Below are 17,455 nucleotides of genomic sequence, written 5' to 3'. Positions count from 1 at the left end.
TTTATACTAACATTTTTGATGATACTTAAAAGTATTTTTGGAGGAAAAATAAATGTCACAAATTTTAAATAAAGAAGATGGAAAAGTAGTCATCGCTTTTTCAGCAACAAAAGAAGAATTTGCGAAAGGATTAGACCAAGCATTCAAACGTGCAGTTAAACGTGTTAACGCTCCTGGATTCAGAAAAGGTAAATTACCAAGAGCCGTATTCAACAAAATGTACGGTGAAGAAGCATTATACCAAGATGCAGTTGATTATGTATTACCAAGAGCTTACACTAAAGCTATTGACGAATTAGAAGTTTCACCATTAGCTATGCCTGATATCGATGTTAAAGAAATCAGCAAAGAAGAAGGTGTTAAATTCGAAGCAGTTGTTACTGTTAAACCAAACGTTGAATTAGGTGAATACAAAAACCTTGGATTAGAAAAAGACTCAGTAGAAGTAACTGATGCTGATGTAGAAGAAAGATTAGATAGCTTATTAAGCCGTCAAGCTGAATGGCAAATCAAAGAAGGAGAATCTAAAAAAGGTGATATCGTAGTTATCGACTTTAAAGGATTCATCGGAGATGAAGCTTTCGAAGGTGGAGAAGCTAAAGGTTACGAATTAGAATTAGGATCAGGTTCATTCATCCCTGGATTCGAAGAACAATTAGAAGGAAAAGTTGCACCAGTTGACACAGAAGTTAACGTAACATTCCCAGAAAACTACCAAGTAGCTGACTTAGCTGGTAAAGAAGCTAAATTCGAAGTTACAGTTCACGACGTAAAAGAAAAAGTTTTACCAGAATTAACTGACGAATTCGTTAAAGAATTCTCTAAAGAAGCAGCTTCAACAGTAGCTGAATACAAAGAAAAATTAAAAGAAGAAATCAAATTAGAAAAAGAAAACTTAGCAGAAAAATCTTATTCTGATAAAGTAATTTCTACAGCTGTAGAAAATGCAAAACTTTCTGTACCAGAAAAATTAGTAGAACAAGAAGTTAACTCTATGTTCGAACAATTCACTGGAAACTTATCTCGTCAAGGATTATCATTTGATTTATACCAACAATTCACTGGAAAAGGTGAAGCTGAACTTAAAGCTGAAATGAAATCTGACGCAGAAAACAAAATCAAAACTTCATTCGTACTAGGTGAAATCGCTGAAGTAGAAAAAGTTGAAGTAACAGATGCTGATATCGATGCAGAAGTTAAAGAACTTGCTACTATGTACAACATGACTGAAGAAGGAATCAAACAACGTATTAGTGTTGAAGACTTACGTGGTGAGTTAGTAATCCAAAAAACTGTTGATTTCTTAAAAGCTAACAACTAATTTTAGCAAATCATCCTTAAGCATATAGAGTGTCTAACATTCTATATGCTTTTTTTAGGAATAATATGGTGGTGAATAAATTTGAAAGAATATATTAAAAGCCTAGAGCAAGAATTCTCATTAATAAAGAGTGGATTCAAGGAAGAAGAGAAAAGAGCCTTAGCTGATTATAAAAATAATGATAGAGATTATATTAAGAAGTTAGCTTTCTTATCATATGAGTCTATAGTATATCAAGTTAGAATGTACGGTGTATTTCTTTTTGGATACTTATCTGATGATAGTGATATTTTAACTTTTATGAGAGATGAAGTATCTAAAGATAAAAATTGGAGAGTACAAGAGGTATTAGCGAAATCATTTGATAAATATTGTAAAAATATAGGATATGAAAATTCAATCCCTGTAGTTGATGAGTGGCTAAGTTCAGATAATCCAAATACTAGAAGGGCTGTCACAGAAGGTTTACGAATATGGACTAGTAGACCATATTTCAAAGAAAATCCACAAGAAGCAATAAAAAGACTAGGAGCATTAAAAGAAGATGATAGTGAATATGTAGGAAAATCAGTAGGGAATGCATTAAGAGATATAAGTAGAAAATTTCCAGAATTAATAAAAGAAGAATTAAAAACTTGGAATTTAGAAACAAAAGAAATAAAACAAGTCTACAAATTAGCGAGTAGGTTTGTTGTCGAGTAAGTATTTTTTAAATAAGGTTTATTGTGTTTTATAAGCTTTTGCAGTATAATTGAACTAATGAGAGATGTCTATCCTCCTCCCCCGTTTTTATTTTTTTTGGAGGGGGGTCGACATCTCTTTTTTATTTTATGTATATGCACTCCTACGTGTCTTTTTTCATGTACACTTTATGTGTTATAATAGTAAGGATAATATAAGAAATTAGGAGATGAAAATGGGAAATAGTGTAAAAGAAAATTATGAAACAATACAACGTGCAGAGTTACATAGAAAAATCTGGGCGATTGCGGATGATGTACGAGGTGCAGTAGATGGCTGGGATTTCAAGCAGTATATATTAGGTATACTATTCTATAGATTCATCTCAGAAAATATGAGAGATTATTTTAATAAAGCTGAGCGTGAAGCAGGGGATGTAGATTTTAATTATGCTGATATAAGTGATGAAGAGGCGTTAAAAGATTTTAAACCTGGGATTGTTGAAGAAAAAGGATTTTTCATCTTACCAAGTCAACTTTTTGAAAATGTTGTAAAGAATATTAATCCAAAGATGGAATTAAATGCTAAATTAAAAGAGATTTTCGACAGTATTGAAGGAAGTGCCATAGGAACTGATTCTGAAGAAGATTTTAAAGGGTTATTTAGAGATGTCGATGTAACAAGTGATCGTCTAGGTGAAACGGTAACAGAAAAAAATGCAAAGTTAACTAGTATTTTAGTGGGTATTAGTGAACTTAATTTTGGTAATTTCGAAGATAATCATATCGATGCATTCGGAGATGCTTATGAATATTTAATTTCTAATTATGCATCTAATGCAGGTAAATCTGGTGGAGAGTTCTTCACTCCCCAGACAGTGTCGAGACTGTTAGCTAAAATAGTAGTTGATGGAAAAGATAAGATTAATAAAGTTTATGATCCAACATGTGGGAGTGGTTCGTTATTATTGCAGATGAGAAAGTTTGAAGGTGTGGAGATAGAAGAAGGTTATTACGGTCAAGAAATAAATTTAACGAACTACAACTTAGCTCGTATGAATATGTTCTTGCACAATGTTAACTACAATGATTTTTCTATTAAACGTGGCGATACATTATTAAATCCTCAGCATGGAGAAGAGAGGCCATTTGATGCTATAGTATCAAACCCACCGTATTCTATAAAATGGATAGGTGATGCTGATCCAACATTAATTAATGACGAACGATTTGCACCAGCAGGAAAACTTGCACCTAAGTCATATGCTGACTATGCGTTTATTATGCATTCACTTAGCTACTTATCAAGTAAAGGTCGAGCGGCTATAGTTTGTTTCCCAGGTATTTTCTATAGAAAAGGTGCAGAAAAAACTATTAGAAAATATTTAGTAGATAATAACTTTGTAGATTGCGTTATTCAACTACCGGATAATCTATTCTTTGGTACATCAATTGCTACATGTGTACTAGTATTAGCAAAAAATAAAATAGAAAATAAAACTCTATTTATTGATGCATCAAAAGAATTCAAAAAGGAAACAAACAACAATATATTAGAAGAAAAAAATATAGATAACATCATTGAAGAGTTTAGAAATAGAGCAGATGTTGAATATTTCTCACGTTATGTAGATAATGGTGAAATAGAGGAAAATGATTATAACTTATCAGTATCGACATATGTTGAAAAAGAAGACACTAGAGAAAAAATCGATATCAAAGTATTAAATAAAGAAATTGCTGAAACTGTGAAGAAAATAGATGAATTACGTGCATCTATAGATGAGATAGTTAGGGAGTTAGAAGACGATGAGTAATAAAATAATTATTTATAATACTGAAGATGGAAAGTCAAAAATAAATCTTAAATTAGAAGATGGTACGGTTTGGCTTAATCAACTACAAATAGCTGAACTTTTTCAAACAACGAAACAGAATATAAGTAAACATATAAAAGCTATATTAGAAGATGGCGAATTGGAAGAAAAAGTGGTTGTAAACTATCAGTTGACAACCACTAAACATGGTGCAATAGAAGGGAAAGTTCAAAGTAGAGAAGTAGCTTTTTATAACCTTGATATGATTCTCGCTGTTGGTTATCGCGTGCGTTCTCCACGTGGAGTGCAATTTAGAAAATATGCATCTACAGTTTTAAAAGAATACCTAATTAAAGGTTTCGCTATGGATGATGATCGTCTTAAAAACTTTGGTGGTGGAAACTACTTCAAAGAACTTTTAGATCGTATTCGTGATATTCGTTCTAGTGAGAAAGTATTTTATCGTCAAGTATTAGACTTATTCTCAACTTCAATTGATTATGATGGAAAGAGTGAAGAAGCAAAGAAATTCTTTGCAACTGTTCAAAATAAAATGCATTACGCAATACATCATCATACGGCAAGTGAATTAGTATTTGATAGAGTAGATGGTGATAAAGAATTTATGGGACTAACTACCTTTAAAGGAGAATTACCAACATTAACAGAAGCTAAAATTGCTAAGAATTATTTAAGTGAAAAAGAATTACGTGGTTTAAATCAGCTTGTATCTGGATACTTAGACTTTGCTGAAAGACAAGCAGAACGAGAAGTAGCTATGACAATGGCAGATTGGATAAAACATGTAGATAACATACTACAAGCTACAGGTGAAGATGTATTAGAAAATGCAGGTAGTATATCACGAAAACAAATGGAAAAAAAGGTGGAAGAAGAATATAAAAAATATTCAGAACACACTTTAACACAAGTAGAACAAGATTACTTAGAAGAAATTAGAAATATAGAAAAAATAGCAAAGAAAGGAGGAAAATAGATGACGAACATATTAGAATTACTTAAGAATGAAAAAGTAGAATGGAAGAAAATCCAAGATATTTCTAAAAGGATAGTATCTGGAGGGACGCCCAATAGAGCTAATACTGAGTATTACGGTGGCTCAATACCATGGTTGAGGACTCAAGAAGTAGATTTTAATGAAATTTATTCTACGGAATTATATATAACAGAAGAGGGGTTAGCAAACTCATCTGCAACTTTAATTGCACCTAATACAATAATTGTTGCGATGTATGGAGCTACAGCGGGTAAAGTTGCTCTTACGAAAATTCCTTTAACTACCAATCAAGCATGTTGCAATATCGAAGTGAATAAAGAACTGATTAAATTTCGCTATGTTTATCATTGGTTAGTTAATAATTATAAAGTGTTAAAATCAATGGGGCAAGGTTCTCAATCAAATATTAATTCAACAATTATTAAAAATTTTCCTATCCCTATTCCCTCTCTTGAAACTCAAGAAAAAATAGTGAATATACTTGATAAATTCACAAATTATGTTACGGAACTTCAGTCGGAACTTCAGTCACGTACTAAACAATATACTTATTACAGAGATAAGTTATTAAGTGAAGAATATCTAAATAAAGTGACTAAGGAAATGGAAGAAGATAGAAGACTGGATATAGTTCAATTAGAAGAAGTTGTTACTATAAAGAATGGTAAAGATTGGAAAAAGTTAAGTAAAGGTGATATACCTGTTTACGGAAGCGGAGGAGAAATGGGGGTATTTGTTGATAAGTATTCCTATGATAAACCGACTGTTCTAATTCCGCGAAAAGGATCGATAGATAATGTATTTTATTTAGATAAGCCATTTTGGAATGTTGATACGATTTTTCATACTGAAATTGATGAAAGTAAATTGATACCGAAGTATTTTTATTATTTTATAGAGCACTATGATTTAAATAAATTGAGCGATAATTCTACAAGACCAAGTTTGACACAGTCAACTTTAAATAAATTGAAGTTACCACTTCCACCTCTTTCACTTCAAAATAAAATAGTGAAGGTCTTGGATAAGTTCCAAGTATTGCTTGCAGATACAAAAGGATTGATACCTGAAGAAATCGAACAACGACAAAAACAATATGAATATTATCGAGAAAAACTATTGACATTTGATGTAGAATGTAGTAGAACGAACGAACGAACGTTCATAATATCTAATATTTACTATGATATTTTACAAGAAGCTGCTAATATAGTTGAAGTAGATATAGAAGATAAGATAGAGTTGAAAAAATTATTAAATATAACAAAAAAAGTAGATAATATTAATTGGAAAGTAATGGATAGAGAGCTATATTATATAGACTTATCTTCAGTTAATACAGGAAATAAAAAAATTGAAGCTACAGAATTAATAACAAAAACTAATTCACCAAGTAGAGCTAAGCAGATTGTAAAGTCTAAAGATATTATATTTGGAACTACAAGACCAATGCAAGAACGTTTGGCATTAATCCCGGATTGGTTAGATAATCAGATTTGTAGTACAGGATATTGTGTTCTAAGAGGTGACAAAGAAATTGTTAAAGAAAAATGGATATATTATAATTTGTTGAAAACAGATTTCTATAAGTATGTTGAACTAAATCAAAAAGGAGCAAGCTATCCAGCTATATCAGATAGTGAAATTAAAAATTATAAGATTCCTATCCCTCCTCTTCATGTTCAACAATATGTTGTATCTATTCTTGATAAGTTCGATACCTTAGTAAATGATATTAGAGTGGGATTACCAAAAGAAATAGAGCAACGCCAACAACAATATGAATATTGGAGAGAATGTTTGTTAAACTTTCCAAGGTAATGAGTTATTGTGAAAAATTTGAAATAAAAATAAAAAAAGGAAAAGGAGTGAGAGTATGTCAGAAGAAACGTTTAAATATAAGACTTCACCTATCGCAGAGATGCAAGGTGGAATAGTCTTAGCGAGGTTTGAAAAACCTGAACGTAGAGTAGAAGAATATCAAACTGAATTTCAACTAGAAGAAAATATGATTAATAATCTAGTTTCTCAAGGATATGAAAGACTTGATGTTAGAAGTATGGATGATTTATATGCGAATCTTCGTGTACAGATAGAGAGATTAAATGATATTAAGTTTAGTGAAAGCGAATGGAAAAGATTTCTACTTGAGTATTTAGATGCTCCTAATGATGGAATAATCGAAAAGACTCGTAAGATTCAAGAAAATCATATTTATGATTTTATATTTGATGATGGTAGATTAAGAAATATTAAGATAATAGACAAGAAAAATATTCACAACAACCACCTTCAAGTAGTTAACCAAGTGACTGTCGCTAAAAACAGATATGATGTGAGTATTTTAGTAAATGGTTTACCTCTTGTTCACATTGAATTGAAAAAACGTGGGGTAAATATTCGAGAAGCTTTTAATCAGATTCAAAGGTATGAGGATGAAAGTTTCAATTTAGATAATTCTCTTTATAAGTTTGTTCAAATTTTTGTTATTTCAAATGGGACATATACAAGGTATTTTGCTAATACGACTGAACGTGATAAGAGTAATTATGAGTTCACTTGTGAATGGGCAGATGCTAAGAATAGGGTTATTGTTGATCTAGAAGACTTTACAGCGACGTTCTTTGAGAAGAGAACTATTCTTGAGATACTTACTAAATATTGTATTTTTAATTCAAGAAATGTTCTTTTAATCATGCGTCCTTACCAAATTGCTGCGACTGAGAGACTATTATGGAGAATTAATTCTAGTTTTGAAAATAAAAAAGCTGGAAGTGTAGAAGCGGGTGGATTTATCTGGCATACTACTGGATCAGGTAAGACTCTAACGTCATTCAAGTCAGCAAGACTAGCTACTGAATTGGATTATATCGATAAAGTATTCTTTGTAGTTGATAGAAAAGACTTAGACTATCAAACTATGAGAGAGTATCAAAAATTCCAAAAAGATAGTGTAAATGGAAGTAAAGATACTAGAGAATTAAAAATTAGTATTGAAAAACAAGATAATAAAATAGTAGTTACAACAATTCAAAAATTAAATGAATTTGTTAAGAGTAATAAAGGGCATGAAATTTATAATAAGCATTGCGTATTTATTTATGATGAATGTCATAGGTCACAATTTGGTTTAGCTCAAAAGAATATTCAAAGTTCATTTAAGTATTATTATCAATTTGGATTTACAGGAACTCCGATCTTTGTAGAAAATTCATTAGATGGGAAAACAACTTCTGATGTGTTCGGTGCACAATTACATAGTTATGTAATTACCGATGCGATTAGGGATGGGAAAGTACTTAAATTCAAGATTGACTACAACAGTATTAATCCGAAATTCAAGAGTTCTGAAGAAGAAACAGATGATGAAAAACTAAAATCTCTTGAGAATAAAATGTTCTTACATCCAGAACGTATTTCAGAAATTACTAATTACATTCTTGAAAAGTTTGATTCTAAAACTTATCGTAATACACAATACACGGTGAAAGATAAACGTATTAATGGATTTAATGCGATGTTTGCGGTACAAAGTGTAGATGCTGCGAAGATGTACTATGAAGAGTTTAAAAAACAACAGGCAAACTTACCTGAAGATAAAAAATTAAAAGTTGCGACAATATTTAGTTATGCTCCAAATGAAGAAAGAGCTTCAGGGGAAATTGAAGAAGAAAGTATGTCGTCTGCAGCATTATCAACGACAGCGAAACAATTTCTAACTAACGTAGTTGATGATTATAATTCATTTTTCCAAACTAACTTCACTATAGATGGTAATGGATTTGAGAATTACTATAAAGATTTATCAAGTAGAGTTAGAAATAAAGAGGTAGATTTACTAATTGTTGTTGGTATGTTCTTAACTGGATTCGATGCTCCAACTATGAATACATTATTCGTTGATAAAAACTTAAGATACCATGGACTTATTCAGGCATTTTCTAGAACAAATAGGATTCTAAATAAGATGAAAGCCTTCGGTAATATCGTTTGCTTTAGAAACTTAGAAAAAGCTACTAAAGATGCGATTAAACTGTTCGGTGATGAAAATAGTATTAATGTAATTATCGAGCGTAGTTATGATGACTACATTAATGGATTCACGGATGAAGATACAGGAGTTGTATATAAAGGGTATAAGGAATTATGTGAAGAAATCATAGAAAAATTCCCAGACCCAACAGAAATCAAACTAGAAAAAGATAAGAAAGAATTTGTTAAGTTATTTGGTGAAATCTTGAAGAGAGAAAATATCTTGAGAAACTATGATGAGTTCAGTAGTTTTGAGAAGATAATTACTGAGAGATTGAAACAGGATATGAAGAGTACATATATCAAGATAAAAGAAGAGTTAATATCACCAGATCCTTCAGGAGGTGGTGATCGAGGAAAAGGTGGAGGAAACGAGGAGAAAATTGATTTCTCAGATGTTGAATTCCATATTGATCTTCTAAAAACAGAAGAGGTAAATCTTGATTATATCCTAGCCTTAATCCTTGAAAAAGCTAAAGAGCAAGGTACGAATAATGAAACATTAAAAGAAGAAATAAGAAGATTGATTCGTTCTTCACTTGGAACAAGAGCAAAAGAAGAATTAATAATTGAATTTATAAACCGTACAGACTTAACTAAGTTCGATAAAAATGAAGACATATTAGAAGCGTTCTATGCATATGCTAAGATTGAGAAAGAACAAAAAATAAATGAACTTATTTATGAAGAAAATCTAAAAGAAAAATCTAAGAAATTCATAGAAAAATCAATTAGTAGAGGATGTGTTTCTCAAGGTGGAACTGAATTAGATGATGCTTTGCAAGGAGTAGCCCGTCGTGGTGGAGCTAGAGAAGCTAAGAAACAATCGGTTCTTTCTAAATTGAAAGATATAGTTAAGGTATTTGTGGGGATATAATAAAAGACTTAGGTTGAATAGAAATATAAATTTTTGTTATTAAAACTTATAATATTAGGAGGAATTTAATTTGAATTATAGACCTTTATTAAAATTAGCACTATACTTTTTTATAGGTTTATTTATCTGGGTTAGTTGTTCTAGTGATTCGAATTCTGATAAAAAAGAAGAAAGTCAAAATAAACAAACTTCTACTACAAAGAAAACTCCTCAGCAACAAGTTGCTGATGTAAAAGTAACTCCAGAAGAAAATAGGCAGAATGTATTAGAAGAACTAGATCAATACCAGACTGGTCTTACATATGAACAAATAGCGAGTGATCCCGAAACATATTTTGCTACAAAAGGTATTTTTTCTGGCAGAGTTGATCAAATAATAAAAGGTAGAGAATTCCATACAATGAGATTAGCGATTAATGGAGACTATACACAAATGGTAAAAGTCGATTTTGTTACCGAGGCGAGTTCTAGAAATGTATTAAAAGGTGATAATGTGACGGTTTATGGAGTATTTGAAGGAGAAAACACATATACTTCAACTTCTGGTGCAAAGATAACTTTACCTCAAATACATGGATTACTTATAGAAATAAAATAATAGTATTGTGGAAAATTATATTTACCTCTTTTGCTGGTGAAACAGTGAAAGGGGTATTATTATATATAATAGTTATGAATTTGAAGTAAAATTTCAAATGATATATGCTATAATAAAATTGATTTCAAATTATTATTAACTTTAGGAGAAGGATATGTTTAAAAGATGTTGCGGAAATAGAAAAGAGATAGATTATAAAATAGAGCATAGCCCTAGACCGATTAAGCTTTCAGATGATATGGATACTGTAATAAAAAACTTACTTTGCTATACTCCTAATATTGATTCATACCAATCAGATAAAAATGAATTAATTTCTGATAAGATATATGATGAATTTTCATTTACCTATGTCATGAATCAAATGGGAATGGATGAAAGTCGTGATGTGAAGTGGATAGGTTCAAAGGATGTTATAAGTAATGATGAATGGAAATTTTTTGAGGAGAATATTTGTTCTAATTGTCAAAAAATAATAGTTGCGAAATATACTACTTTTTCAAAAATAAATGCTTTATTAACAGCGATTAGAAACTGTATAGCACATGGTCATTTTGCTATAGTGGAAGATTATATTATTGGATTTAATAGAAAACTATTAACAAAAGATCCTGAGGGATTAAAGAAATCGGTTATTAAGATTAAACCTAAACCATTACTTGCAGCTTTAGAGAAGTTAACTTCGCCAATAGGTAAAGAACTATTACTTGCATATGCTTTTAAAAATGTTGGTTATAAAGTTACGGAACCTAAAAATAGAAGTAGGGATTTTGATCTATGTCTTGAAAAAAATGGTAAGAAATATGTAGTAGAAATAAAATCATATAAAGGTCAGACATATTTACATCCTGAGCATGTTATGAGATTTCTTAAGAGAGCAGAAGAAAAAGTACCTGACTATGAAAAGATATTACTTATCGATACATCGAGGGTGACTAAGTCAGTAAGACAACTGGAATCAAAAATCAAAGGCTTTAGAATTGTTGATATAAATGATGTAAAACTGTTACTGGGTGAAGAACCTGTAGATATATTAGCAAGATAATTAATAATTAACAATAAGAGCGATTCGAAAAAAATAACTTTGAATCGCTCTTATTTTTTATTTCATTTGTTCACTCACAGTACTTACTTTTTCTAGTATTTCATCTAGACTGAAGTAGCCGCTTTTTTGAATAGATAACCTTCCTTCGATATATACTTCTACAGTAGGTGAAGAAAGAATACCACGCTGTGCAGCGATTTCCATATTTTCTTCTAATGAGATGTAGTATGCAGCTACATCTTTGTGATCTTCTTGCCACGTAGTAATTCGTTTTTTTATTGAGTGACATGGCATACATGTGGCAGTTCCATATTGAATAATTACTATGTCATTGTCGTTGATAATTTTATTTAAATCGTTATTTTTTGTAAAATCAATCATGTTTTATCTTCCTTTTATTTTTATATAAGAAGTGGAGTAGTTTTGTTCCGTCTTCTTTTAATATGAGTATATTATAGTTGTTTTAAAGAGTAATTACAATCGATACTAATTGTGTATTTGTAAACACCAAAACTAGAATATTATAAAAATTTTCTGAAAACTATTGACAATAATTTCAAATCATGATATTATTTATACAACGTAAATAGATAAGTATTATAAAAAGAGGCCGCGATGACTAATTTAAAAGGTAGCATCGCCGAAGTGATTAATTTCACTGGGGTTATGTCGAATAGGCATAGCACTGTCATTAGAAAATGCCCATTTTCTTCATGGTGAGCTTTTTATAATAAGGGCAAGAGGAATAGGATAGAAATATAAGCTAGACTACAAGGACCTTTTGTTCTTGTAGTCTATTTTTTATAACAATTTATGAAGGAGAAAGTAATGAGATTATTTGATGGTATGACGGTAGAAAATGGTGAACTGAATATTTCAGGTGTTGGGGTTAGTGAGTTAAAGGCTCAATACGGGACACCACTTTATGTATATGATGAGAATATGCTAGTGAACCAATGTAGAACTTTTATTAATAATTTTAAAAGTTCGAAGTTCAATACTGAAGTTCTTTTTGCATCGAAAGCTTTTAGTTGTTTAGAAGTATTAAGAATTGCAAGTAGAGAGGGCTTAGGTGTTGATGTAGTGTCACTTGGTGAGATTCATACAGCGTATAAAGCTGGATATAATATGAAGAAAGCTTATTTCCACGGAAATAATAAAACTCGCGAGGAACTACAATATGCTCTTGAAGTAGGAGTAGGAACTATCGTTATAGATAATGACTATGAATATGAAATGATTAATGAAATCGTAAGAGAGAGTGGAAATAGAGTAGACGTATTATTAAGAATTAATACAGGAATCGACGCTCATACTCATGAATACATCAAAACAGCAAAAGATGATTCGAAATTTGGTTACTCAGTATACGATGAAACAATTTATGAGTTAATCGCAGATATTAATAATCAAAGTAATCTTAATTTTGTAGGATTCCACTCACATATCGGATCACAAATTTTTGAGAAAACTTCATTTTTTGAAGCTGTAAAAGTAGTTATGGAATTTACGAAAAAAGTTGAAGAAAGATTAGGTTTAACTATAGGTGTTCTTAACCTAGGTGGAGGTTTTGGAGTTTATTACACTGAAGAAGATAGACCTTTTGAACTTGCTGAATTTTTAAGAGAGTATATAGAAGTAGTTGAACGTGAGAGTGACAATTTCGGATTAGACTTAACTAAGGTAGTTATTGAACCCGGTAGAAGTTTAACATGTAATGCTGGTAGCACATTATACAGTGTTGGTGGGGTTAAGAAGACTTTTGCAGGTCGTGAATATGTGTTTGTTGATGGTGGTATGGCAGATAATCCTCGTTATGCATTATATAAAGCAAAATACGAAGCGATGTTAGCTAACAAGATGAACCAAGAAGCTGATACAACTTATACAGTTGCTGGTAAGTGTTGTGAATCTGGAGATATGCTAGTAATGGATGCGAAATTACCTAAAGCTGAGCAAGGTGACTTACTATTAGTATCATCAACAGGAGCGTATAACTACAGTATGAGTAGCAATTACAATAGATTACCAAAATTACCGGTTGTGTTTGTAAAAGATGGAACTAGTCGCCTAGTAGTAAAAGGTGAGACTTTAGAAGATTTAATTAGACAAGATATTTAATTTTAATACGAAAAAATAAAAGATAGAAACAAGGAGAACAAGATTATGACAATTTATACAGGAAGCGGAGTAGCAATAGTAACACCATTTTTCGAGGATGGAAGTGTAGATTATGATACGTTTGGAGAGTTAATCGAATTCCAAATTAGTGAAGGTACAGATGCAATTATCGTAGCGGGAACTACTGGTGAGAGTTCAACTATGCCTGACGATGAGCAAGTAGCGGTAATTAAATTCGCTATTGATAGAGTAGCAGGACGTGTACCTGTTATCGCAGGTAGTGGGGTTAACGATACAGCTCACTCAATTAGATTAAGCCAAGAAATTGAAAAATTAGGACCAGATGCATTATTAGTAGTAACACCTTATTACATTAAAACTAGCCAACAAGGTTTAATTGAACACTTTGAGGCAATCGCGAATAGTGTTGATTTACCAATCGTTCTTTACAATGTACCAGGAAGAACTGGACAAGTTATGGCGCCTGAAACTATTTTACACTTATCTCAACACAAAAATATCGTAGCATATAAAGATGCTGTAGGAGATATCGCTCATACTTTAGCAGTTAGAAACTTAGTAGGGGATAAAATTGATATTTACTCAGGAAATGATGACATCAATGTACCTATTATTTTAGCTGGTGGTAAAGGGACAATCTCTGTTTTAGCTAATATTTATCCAAAAGTAACTCACTTAATGTGTAAATATGCTTTAGAAAGACAAGTGGACAAAGCGTTTGAATTACAACTTAAATATTTAGACTTCATCCACATGTTATTTGCTGAACCAAACCCAATGCCAGTTAAAAAATGTGTAGAATTAATTGGAAAATCAGCTTGTCACTACCGTCTACCAATGACACATGTTGCTCCAACATTAGCGACAAAATTAGAGCAAGAGATTGCAAGACTTAATTCATTACAAGGAGAGTAAAAATGAGAGTTTTATTAAGTGGTTATAATGGAACTATGGGACAAGTTCTAAAAAACTATATTCAAGATAGTACTGATTTAGAAATTGTTGCAGGTGTAGGTCGTGAATTATTAGAAGAGAAATTTCCTACTTATACTTCATATGAAGAATTAGAAAAGATTGCAGATGTGATTATTGATTTTTCACATCATGCTGGAACTGCTGAATTAGTTGAATATGCAAAATGTACAGCAACAAAAGTTGTAATTGCGACAACTGGTCACACTTCAGAAGAATTAGAATTAATTGATGAACTAGCTACGCAAGTAGGTGTAGTTTATGCAGGGAATTACAGCTTAGGAGTAAATGTCTTAGTAGAATTAGTGAAAAAAGCTAGTGAACTACTACTAGGATATGATATCGAAGTTATTGAAAAACACCATAATAAAAAAGTGGATGCACCTAGTGGAACTGCAAAAATGTTAGTAGATGCGGTTAAAGATGTAGAAGATTATAATAGAGTTTATGGTCGTTACGGGGATATGAAACGCCAAGGAAAAGAGATTGGAATTCATGCGGTTCGTGGTGGAACTATAGTAGGGGAACATGAAGTGATTTTTGCTGGAGAAGATGAGGTAATCGAGATTAAACATACAGCTCTAAGTAAAAAAATGTTCGCAAAAGGATCTGTTACAGCTGCACAGTGGCTTAACGGTGTAGAAGAACCTAGATTATATTCTATGAAAGATGTACTAGGCATTAAATAATAAAGTCAGAAGCGACTCAAATGAGTCTATAGAGGTGATAATAGAGTCATCTCGAAATAGTTTATAACTAGATTAATGGAGAAAGTAATCTAGTATAACACTTAAACAAAGAATATTATTATAAAGTTAGATTGACATATGTAAAAATTAAATATAAAATAGAAAAAAATCATATAGATAATAGGAGAAAGAAATGAAATCAACAGAAGAGATTATTAAATTTATAGCAACATCAAAAAAGAAAACACCGGTAAAAGTTTACGTTAATTTTAACGCTGATGTAGAATTTCCAGAAATATTAGAAGTTTATGGTGAAGGGAACTCAAGAGTTATCTTTGCAGACTTCGCTGATTGGGTGGAATTTTATGAAGCTAATAAAGCTGTGGTAGTGAATCACCGTGTAGAAAATGATCGCCGTAATAGCGGTGTACCGATGATTGATTTAACTCAGTTTAATGCTCGAATTGAACCAGGTTGTTCAATTCGTGAGCACGTTAGTATCGGAGATAACGCGGTAATCATGATGGGTGCTGTTATTAATATCGGTGCTAAAATTGGTAAAAATACTATGATCGATATGAATGCTATTTTAGGTGGACGTGCGGAAGTTGGAGAAAACTCTCACGTTGGTGCTGGGTCTGTCTTATCAGGAGTTATTGAACCAGCTAACGCTACACCAGTACGCGTAGGTAACAATGTTCTTATCGGAGCTAATGCTGTTATTTTAGAAGGTGTACAAATTGGAGACAACGCTGTTGTTGCAGCTGGAAGTGTAGTAACAAAAGATGTAGCTAGTGGAGATGTAGTAGCGGGAGTTCCTGCGCGAGTAATCAAAACACGTAGTGAAGTTGCTGAAGAAAAAGTAGATATTATTGCAGAATTAAGAAACTTATAATAAAGTAGGAAGAGAAGATGAAAGTAATTACTGAAGAGAATTTAACATCATGGCGTAGACATCTGCACCAAAATCCAGAGTTATCTTTGGAAGAGCATAAAACTAAAGAATTTATCGCTAGCGTCTTAAATGAATATGGTATAGAATATCAAGAAACTCTTGAGACAGGATTAGTAGTAATCTTTAAAGCAAGCGTAGAAACTAAAGATACGATTTTATTTAGAGCTGATATTGATGCATTGCCTATTACAGAGGAAAATGATGTTGATTTTAAATCTAATAACGATGGTGTGATGCATGCTTGTGGACATGATGGACATACTACTATGCTTTTAGGAAGTGTCATAGAAGTGGCTGATTATTACAAAAATAATAGTACGAAGGTGAATAGTATTTTCGTATTTCAACCAGCTGAAGAGACTTTCGGCGGCGGTAATTTATTAATTAATGATTTTGATTTTTCACCGTATAACATTTTAGCAAGTTATGCCCTGCATATGAATCCAGATTATCCAGAAGGACATATAGTTTCTAAACCAAAGGAAATCATGGCTAGTGCTAATGAATATAGAATTTATATTAAAGGACGTGCAGCTCATGTTGGTTTAAAAAATACTGGAATCGATGCCCTTAATGTGGCTACAATGTTTTTCCAAGAGATGTTAAAACTTAATGCATTACATACAAAAGCTCGTAATACTAATATTATACATATTGGTAAAATGTACGGTGGAGATGCTATGAATGTTGTTGCGGAGAATGCATACCTAGAAGGAACTATTAGAACATACAGCATGGAAGATTTAGCTACTATTAAAGCTGCAATTGAAAATACGCGTGTAGGGCTTGAATATCTTACTGGAGCAAGCATTCGTGTCGACTTTGCTGAAGGATATCCAGCGGTAATTAATGATGAAGTTCCTTATCAAGTAATTAAAGAAGTTATAGAAAAAGAAAACATTGATTATATTGAGTTAGAAGAAGCTTATCTATACGGGGAAGATTTCTCATTCTTTAGTAGATTGTCTCCTATAAACTATAGTTTTTTAGGTTTAAGAAATGAAGAGAAAAACTATGTTTCAGGATTACATACACCAACTTTCAACTTCGATGAAAAAATATTAAAAGTAGGGGTTAAATATTACCTAGGAATATTGAGCCATTACAACAAATAACTTTGTTGATTTTAAGTAATATAAAAAGGGCTGATTTAAAGGTCCTAAATTTAAAAAGTTTATATGAAAATTCATAAACGCAGTGGTTTATAGATATCTAAATTTACTTTATAAGAGCTTTTAGATATCTGATGAAATTTGCGGGGGTGGCTTTAAAAAATTGGTTTCTCTGAAATCACGATTTTTTAGTCACT

At 31.6% G+C, this 17,455-nt stretch carries 14 protein-coding genes and 1 riboswitch; of the genes, 13 read left to right on the top strand and 1 reads right to left on the bottom strand.

Going from position 1 to position 17,455, the window contains the following annotated elements; translation table 11 throughout:
• Positions 1-52 precede the first annotated feature (52 nt).
• The 8 genes from tig to RYK99_RS03275 all read left to right on the top strand — a co-directional run bounded on the left by tig (position 53) and on the right by RYK99_RS03275 (position 11,388).
• Positions 53-1,321 carry a trigger factor gene (gene tig, locus RYK99_RS03310; RefSeq protein WP_314990101.1) on the top strand — a complete coding sequence of 423 codons (1,269 nt, stop codon included), beginning with the start codon at positions 53-55 and terminating at the stop codon, positions 1,319-1,321.
• 81 nt (positions 1,322-1,402) lie between these two features.
• Positions 1,403-2,023: a DNA alkylation repair protein gene (locus tag RYK99_RS03305; RefSeq protein WP_314990098.1), complete on the top strand. Its 621-nt coding sequence runs from the start codon at positions 1,403-1,405 to the stop codon at positions 2,021-2,023.
• Positions 2,024-2,237: 214 nt separating this feature from the next.
• Positions 2,238-3,818: a type I restriction-modification system subunit M gene (locus tag RYK99_RS03300; RefSeq protein WP_314990096.1), complete on the top strand. Its 1,581-nt coding sequence runs from the start codon at positions 2,238-2,240 to the stop codon at positions 3,816-3,818.
• On the top strand, positions 3,811-4,815 hold the full coding sequence (locus RYK99_RS03295) for a virulence RhuM family protein (RefSeq protein WP_314990094.1): 1,005 nt from the start codon (positions 3,811-3,813) through the stop codon (positions 4,813-4,815). Before RYK99_RS03300 ends, RYK99_RS03295 begins: the two co-directional genes overlap by 8 nt.
• Positions 4,816-6,657: a restriction endonuclease subunit S gene (locus tag RYK99_RS03290; protein ID WP_314990092.1), complete on the top strand. Its 1,842-nt coding sequence runs from the start codon at positions 4,816-4,818 to the stop codon at positions 6,655-6,657.
• 55 nt (positions 6,658-6,712) lie between these two features.
• The gene (locus RYK99_RS03285; RefSeq protein WP_314990090.1) at positions 6,713-9,745 is read left to right on the top strand and encodes a type I restriction endonuclease subunit R; all 3,033 of its coding nucleotides are present in this window, start codon (positions 6,713-6,715) and stop codon (positions 9,743-9,745) included.
• A 70-nt stretch (positions 9,746-9,815) separates the two neighbouring features.
• The gene (locus tag RYK99_RS03280) at positions 9,816-10,343 is read left to right on the top strand and encodes a hypothetical protein (RefSeq protein ID WP_314990088.1); all 528 of its coding nucleotides are present in this window, start codon (positions 9,816-9,818) and stop codon (positions 10,341-10,343) included.
• Between the two features lie 154 nt (positions 10,344-10,497).
• Positions 10,498-11,388, top strand: a complete 891-nt coding sequence (locus RYK99_RS03275; RefSeq protein ID WP_314990086.1) for a restriction endonuclease — start codon at positions 10,498-10,500, stop codon at positions 11,386-11,388.
• Between the two features lie 57 nt (positions 11,389-11,445).
• Here RYK99_RS03275 and RYK99_RS03270 read toward each other — a convergent pair whose 3' ends face one another.
• Positions 11,446-11,769, bottom strand: a complete 324-nt coding sequence (locus RYK99_RS03270; RefSeq protein WP_314990084.1) for a thioredoxin family protein — start codon at positions 11,767-11,769, stop codon at positions 11,446-11,448.
• A gap of 215 nt (positions 11,770-11,984) precedes the next feature.
• Positions 11,985-12,120: riboswitch (Lysine riboswitch) on the top strand.
• Positions 12,121-12,216: 96 nt separating this feature from the next.
• On the opposite strand from RYK99_RS03270, the gene lysA reads away from it, so the two are divergent.
• The 5 genes from lysA to RYK99_RS03245 all read left to right on the top strand — a co-directional run bounded on the left by lysA (position 12,217) and on the right by RYK99_RS03245 (position 17,261).
• A complete protein-coding gene (gene lysA, locus RYK99_RS03265) occupies positions 12,217-13,509 on the top strand; it encodes a diaminopimelate decarboxylase (RefSeq protein WP_314990082.1) in 1,293 nt (430 codons plus the stop codon).
• Between the two features lie 45 nt (positions 13,510-13,554).
• The gene (gene dapA / locus RYK99_RS03260; protein WP_314990080.1) at positions 13,555-14,445 is read left to right on the top strand and encodes a 4-hydroxy-tetrahydrodipicolinate synthase; all 891 of its coding nucleotides are present in this window, start codon (positions 13,555-13,557) and stop codon (positions 14,443-14,445) included.
• A 2-nt stretch (positions 14,446-14,447) separates the two neighbouring features.
• Complete coding sequence (gene dapB, locus RYK99_RS03255) at positions 14,448-15,191, top strand: 4-hydroxy-tetrahydrodipicolinate reductase (protein WP_314990078.1); 744 nt, start codon at positions 14,448-14,450, stop codon at positions 15,189-15,191.
• Between the two features lie 193 nt (positions 15,192-15,384).
• Positions 15,385-16,086, top strand: coding sequence for a 2,3,4,5-tetrahydropyridine-2,6-dicarboxylate N-acetyltransferase (gene dapD / locus RYK99_RS03250; protein ID WP_314990076.1), 702 nt, complete (start codon positions 15,385-15,387; stop codon positions 16,084-16,086).
• 17 nt (positions 16,087-16,103) lie between these two features.
• Entirely contained in the window at positions 16,104-17,261 is a 1,158-nt protein-coding gene (locus RYK99_RS03245; RefSeq protein ID WP_314990074.1) for a M20 family metallopeptidase, read from the top strand.
• Positions 17,262-17,455: the final 194 nt, after the last annotated feature.

The organism is uncultured Gemella sp. (genome assembly GCF_963537375.1).
Taxonomy (GTDB): Bacteria; Bacillota; Bacilli; order Staphylococcales; family Gemellaceae; genus Gemella.
Note: the sequence above shows the minus strand (reverse complement) of the source record. Positions and strands in the feature narration are given on the sequence as shown.

Excerpts from the sequence above, each read along its gene's own strand:
- dapB (WP_314990078.1), top strand. The coding sequence starts at position 14,448 with ATGAGAGTTTTATTAAGTGGTTATAATGGAACTATGGGACAAGTTCTA.
- dapD (WP_314990076.1), top strand. The coding sequence starts at position 15,385 with ATGAAATCAACAGAAGAGATTATTAAATTTATAGCAACATCAAAAAAG.
- lysA (WP_314990082.1), top strand. The coding sequence starts at position 12,217 with ATGAGATTATTTGATGGTATGACGGTAGAAAATGGTGAACTGAATATT.
- RYK99_RS03290 (WP_314990092.1), top strand. The coding sequence starts at position 4,816 with ATGACGAACATATTAGAATTACTTAAGAATGAAAAAGTAGAATGGAAG.
- tig (WP_314990101.1), top strand. The coding sequence starts at position 53 with ATGTCACAAATTTTAAATAAAGAAGATGGAAAAGTAGTCATCGCTTTT.
- RYK99_RS03275 (WP_314990086.1), top strand. The coding sequence starts at position 10,498 with ATGTTTAAAAGATGTTGCGGAAATAGAAAAGAGATAGATTATAAAATA.
- RYK99_RS03295 (WP_314990094.1), top strand. The coding sequence starts at position 3,811 with ATGAGTAATAAAATAATTATTTATAATACTGAAGATGGAAAGTCAAAA.
- RYK99_RS03270 (WP_314990084.1), bottom strand. The coding sequence starts at position 11,769 with ATGATTGATTTTACAAAAAATAACGATTTAAATAAAATTATCAACGAC.
- dapA (WP_314990080.1), top strand. The coding sequence starts at position 13,555 with ATGACAATTTATACAGGAAGCGGAGTAGCAATAGTAACACCATTTTTC.
- RYK99_RS03300 (WP_314990096.1), top strand. The coding sequence starts at position 2,238 with ATGGGAAATAGTGTAAAAGAAAATTATGAAACAATACAACGTGCAGAG.
- RYK99_RS03285 (WP_314990090.1), top strand. The coding sequence starts at position 6,713 with ATGTCAGAAGAAACGTTTAAATATAAGACTTCACCTATCGCAGAGATG.
- RYK99_RS03245 (WP_314990074.1), top strand. The coding sequence starts at position 16,104 with ATGAAAGTAATTACTGAAGAGAATTTAACATCATGGCGTAGACATCTG.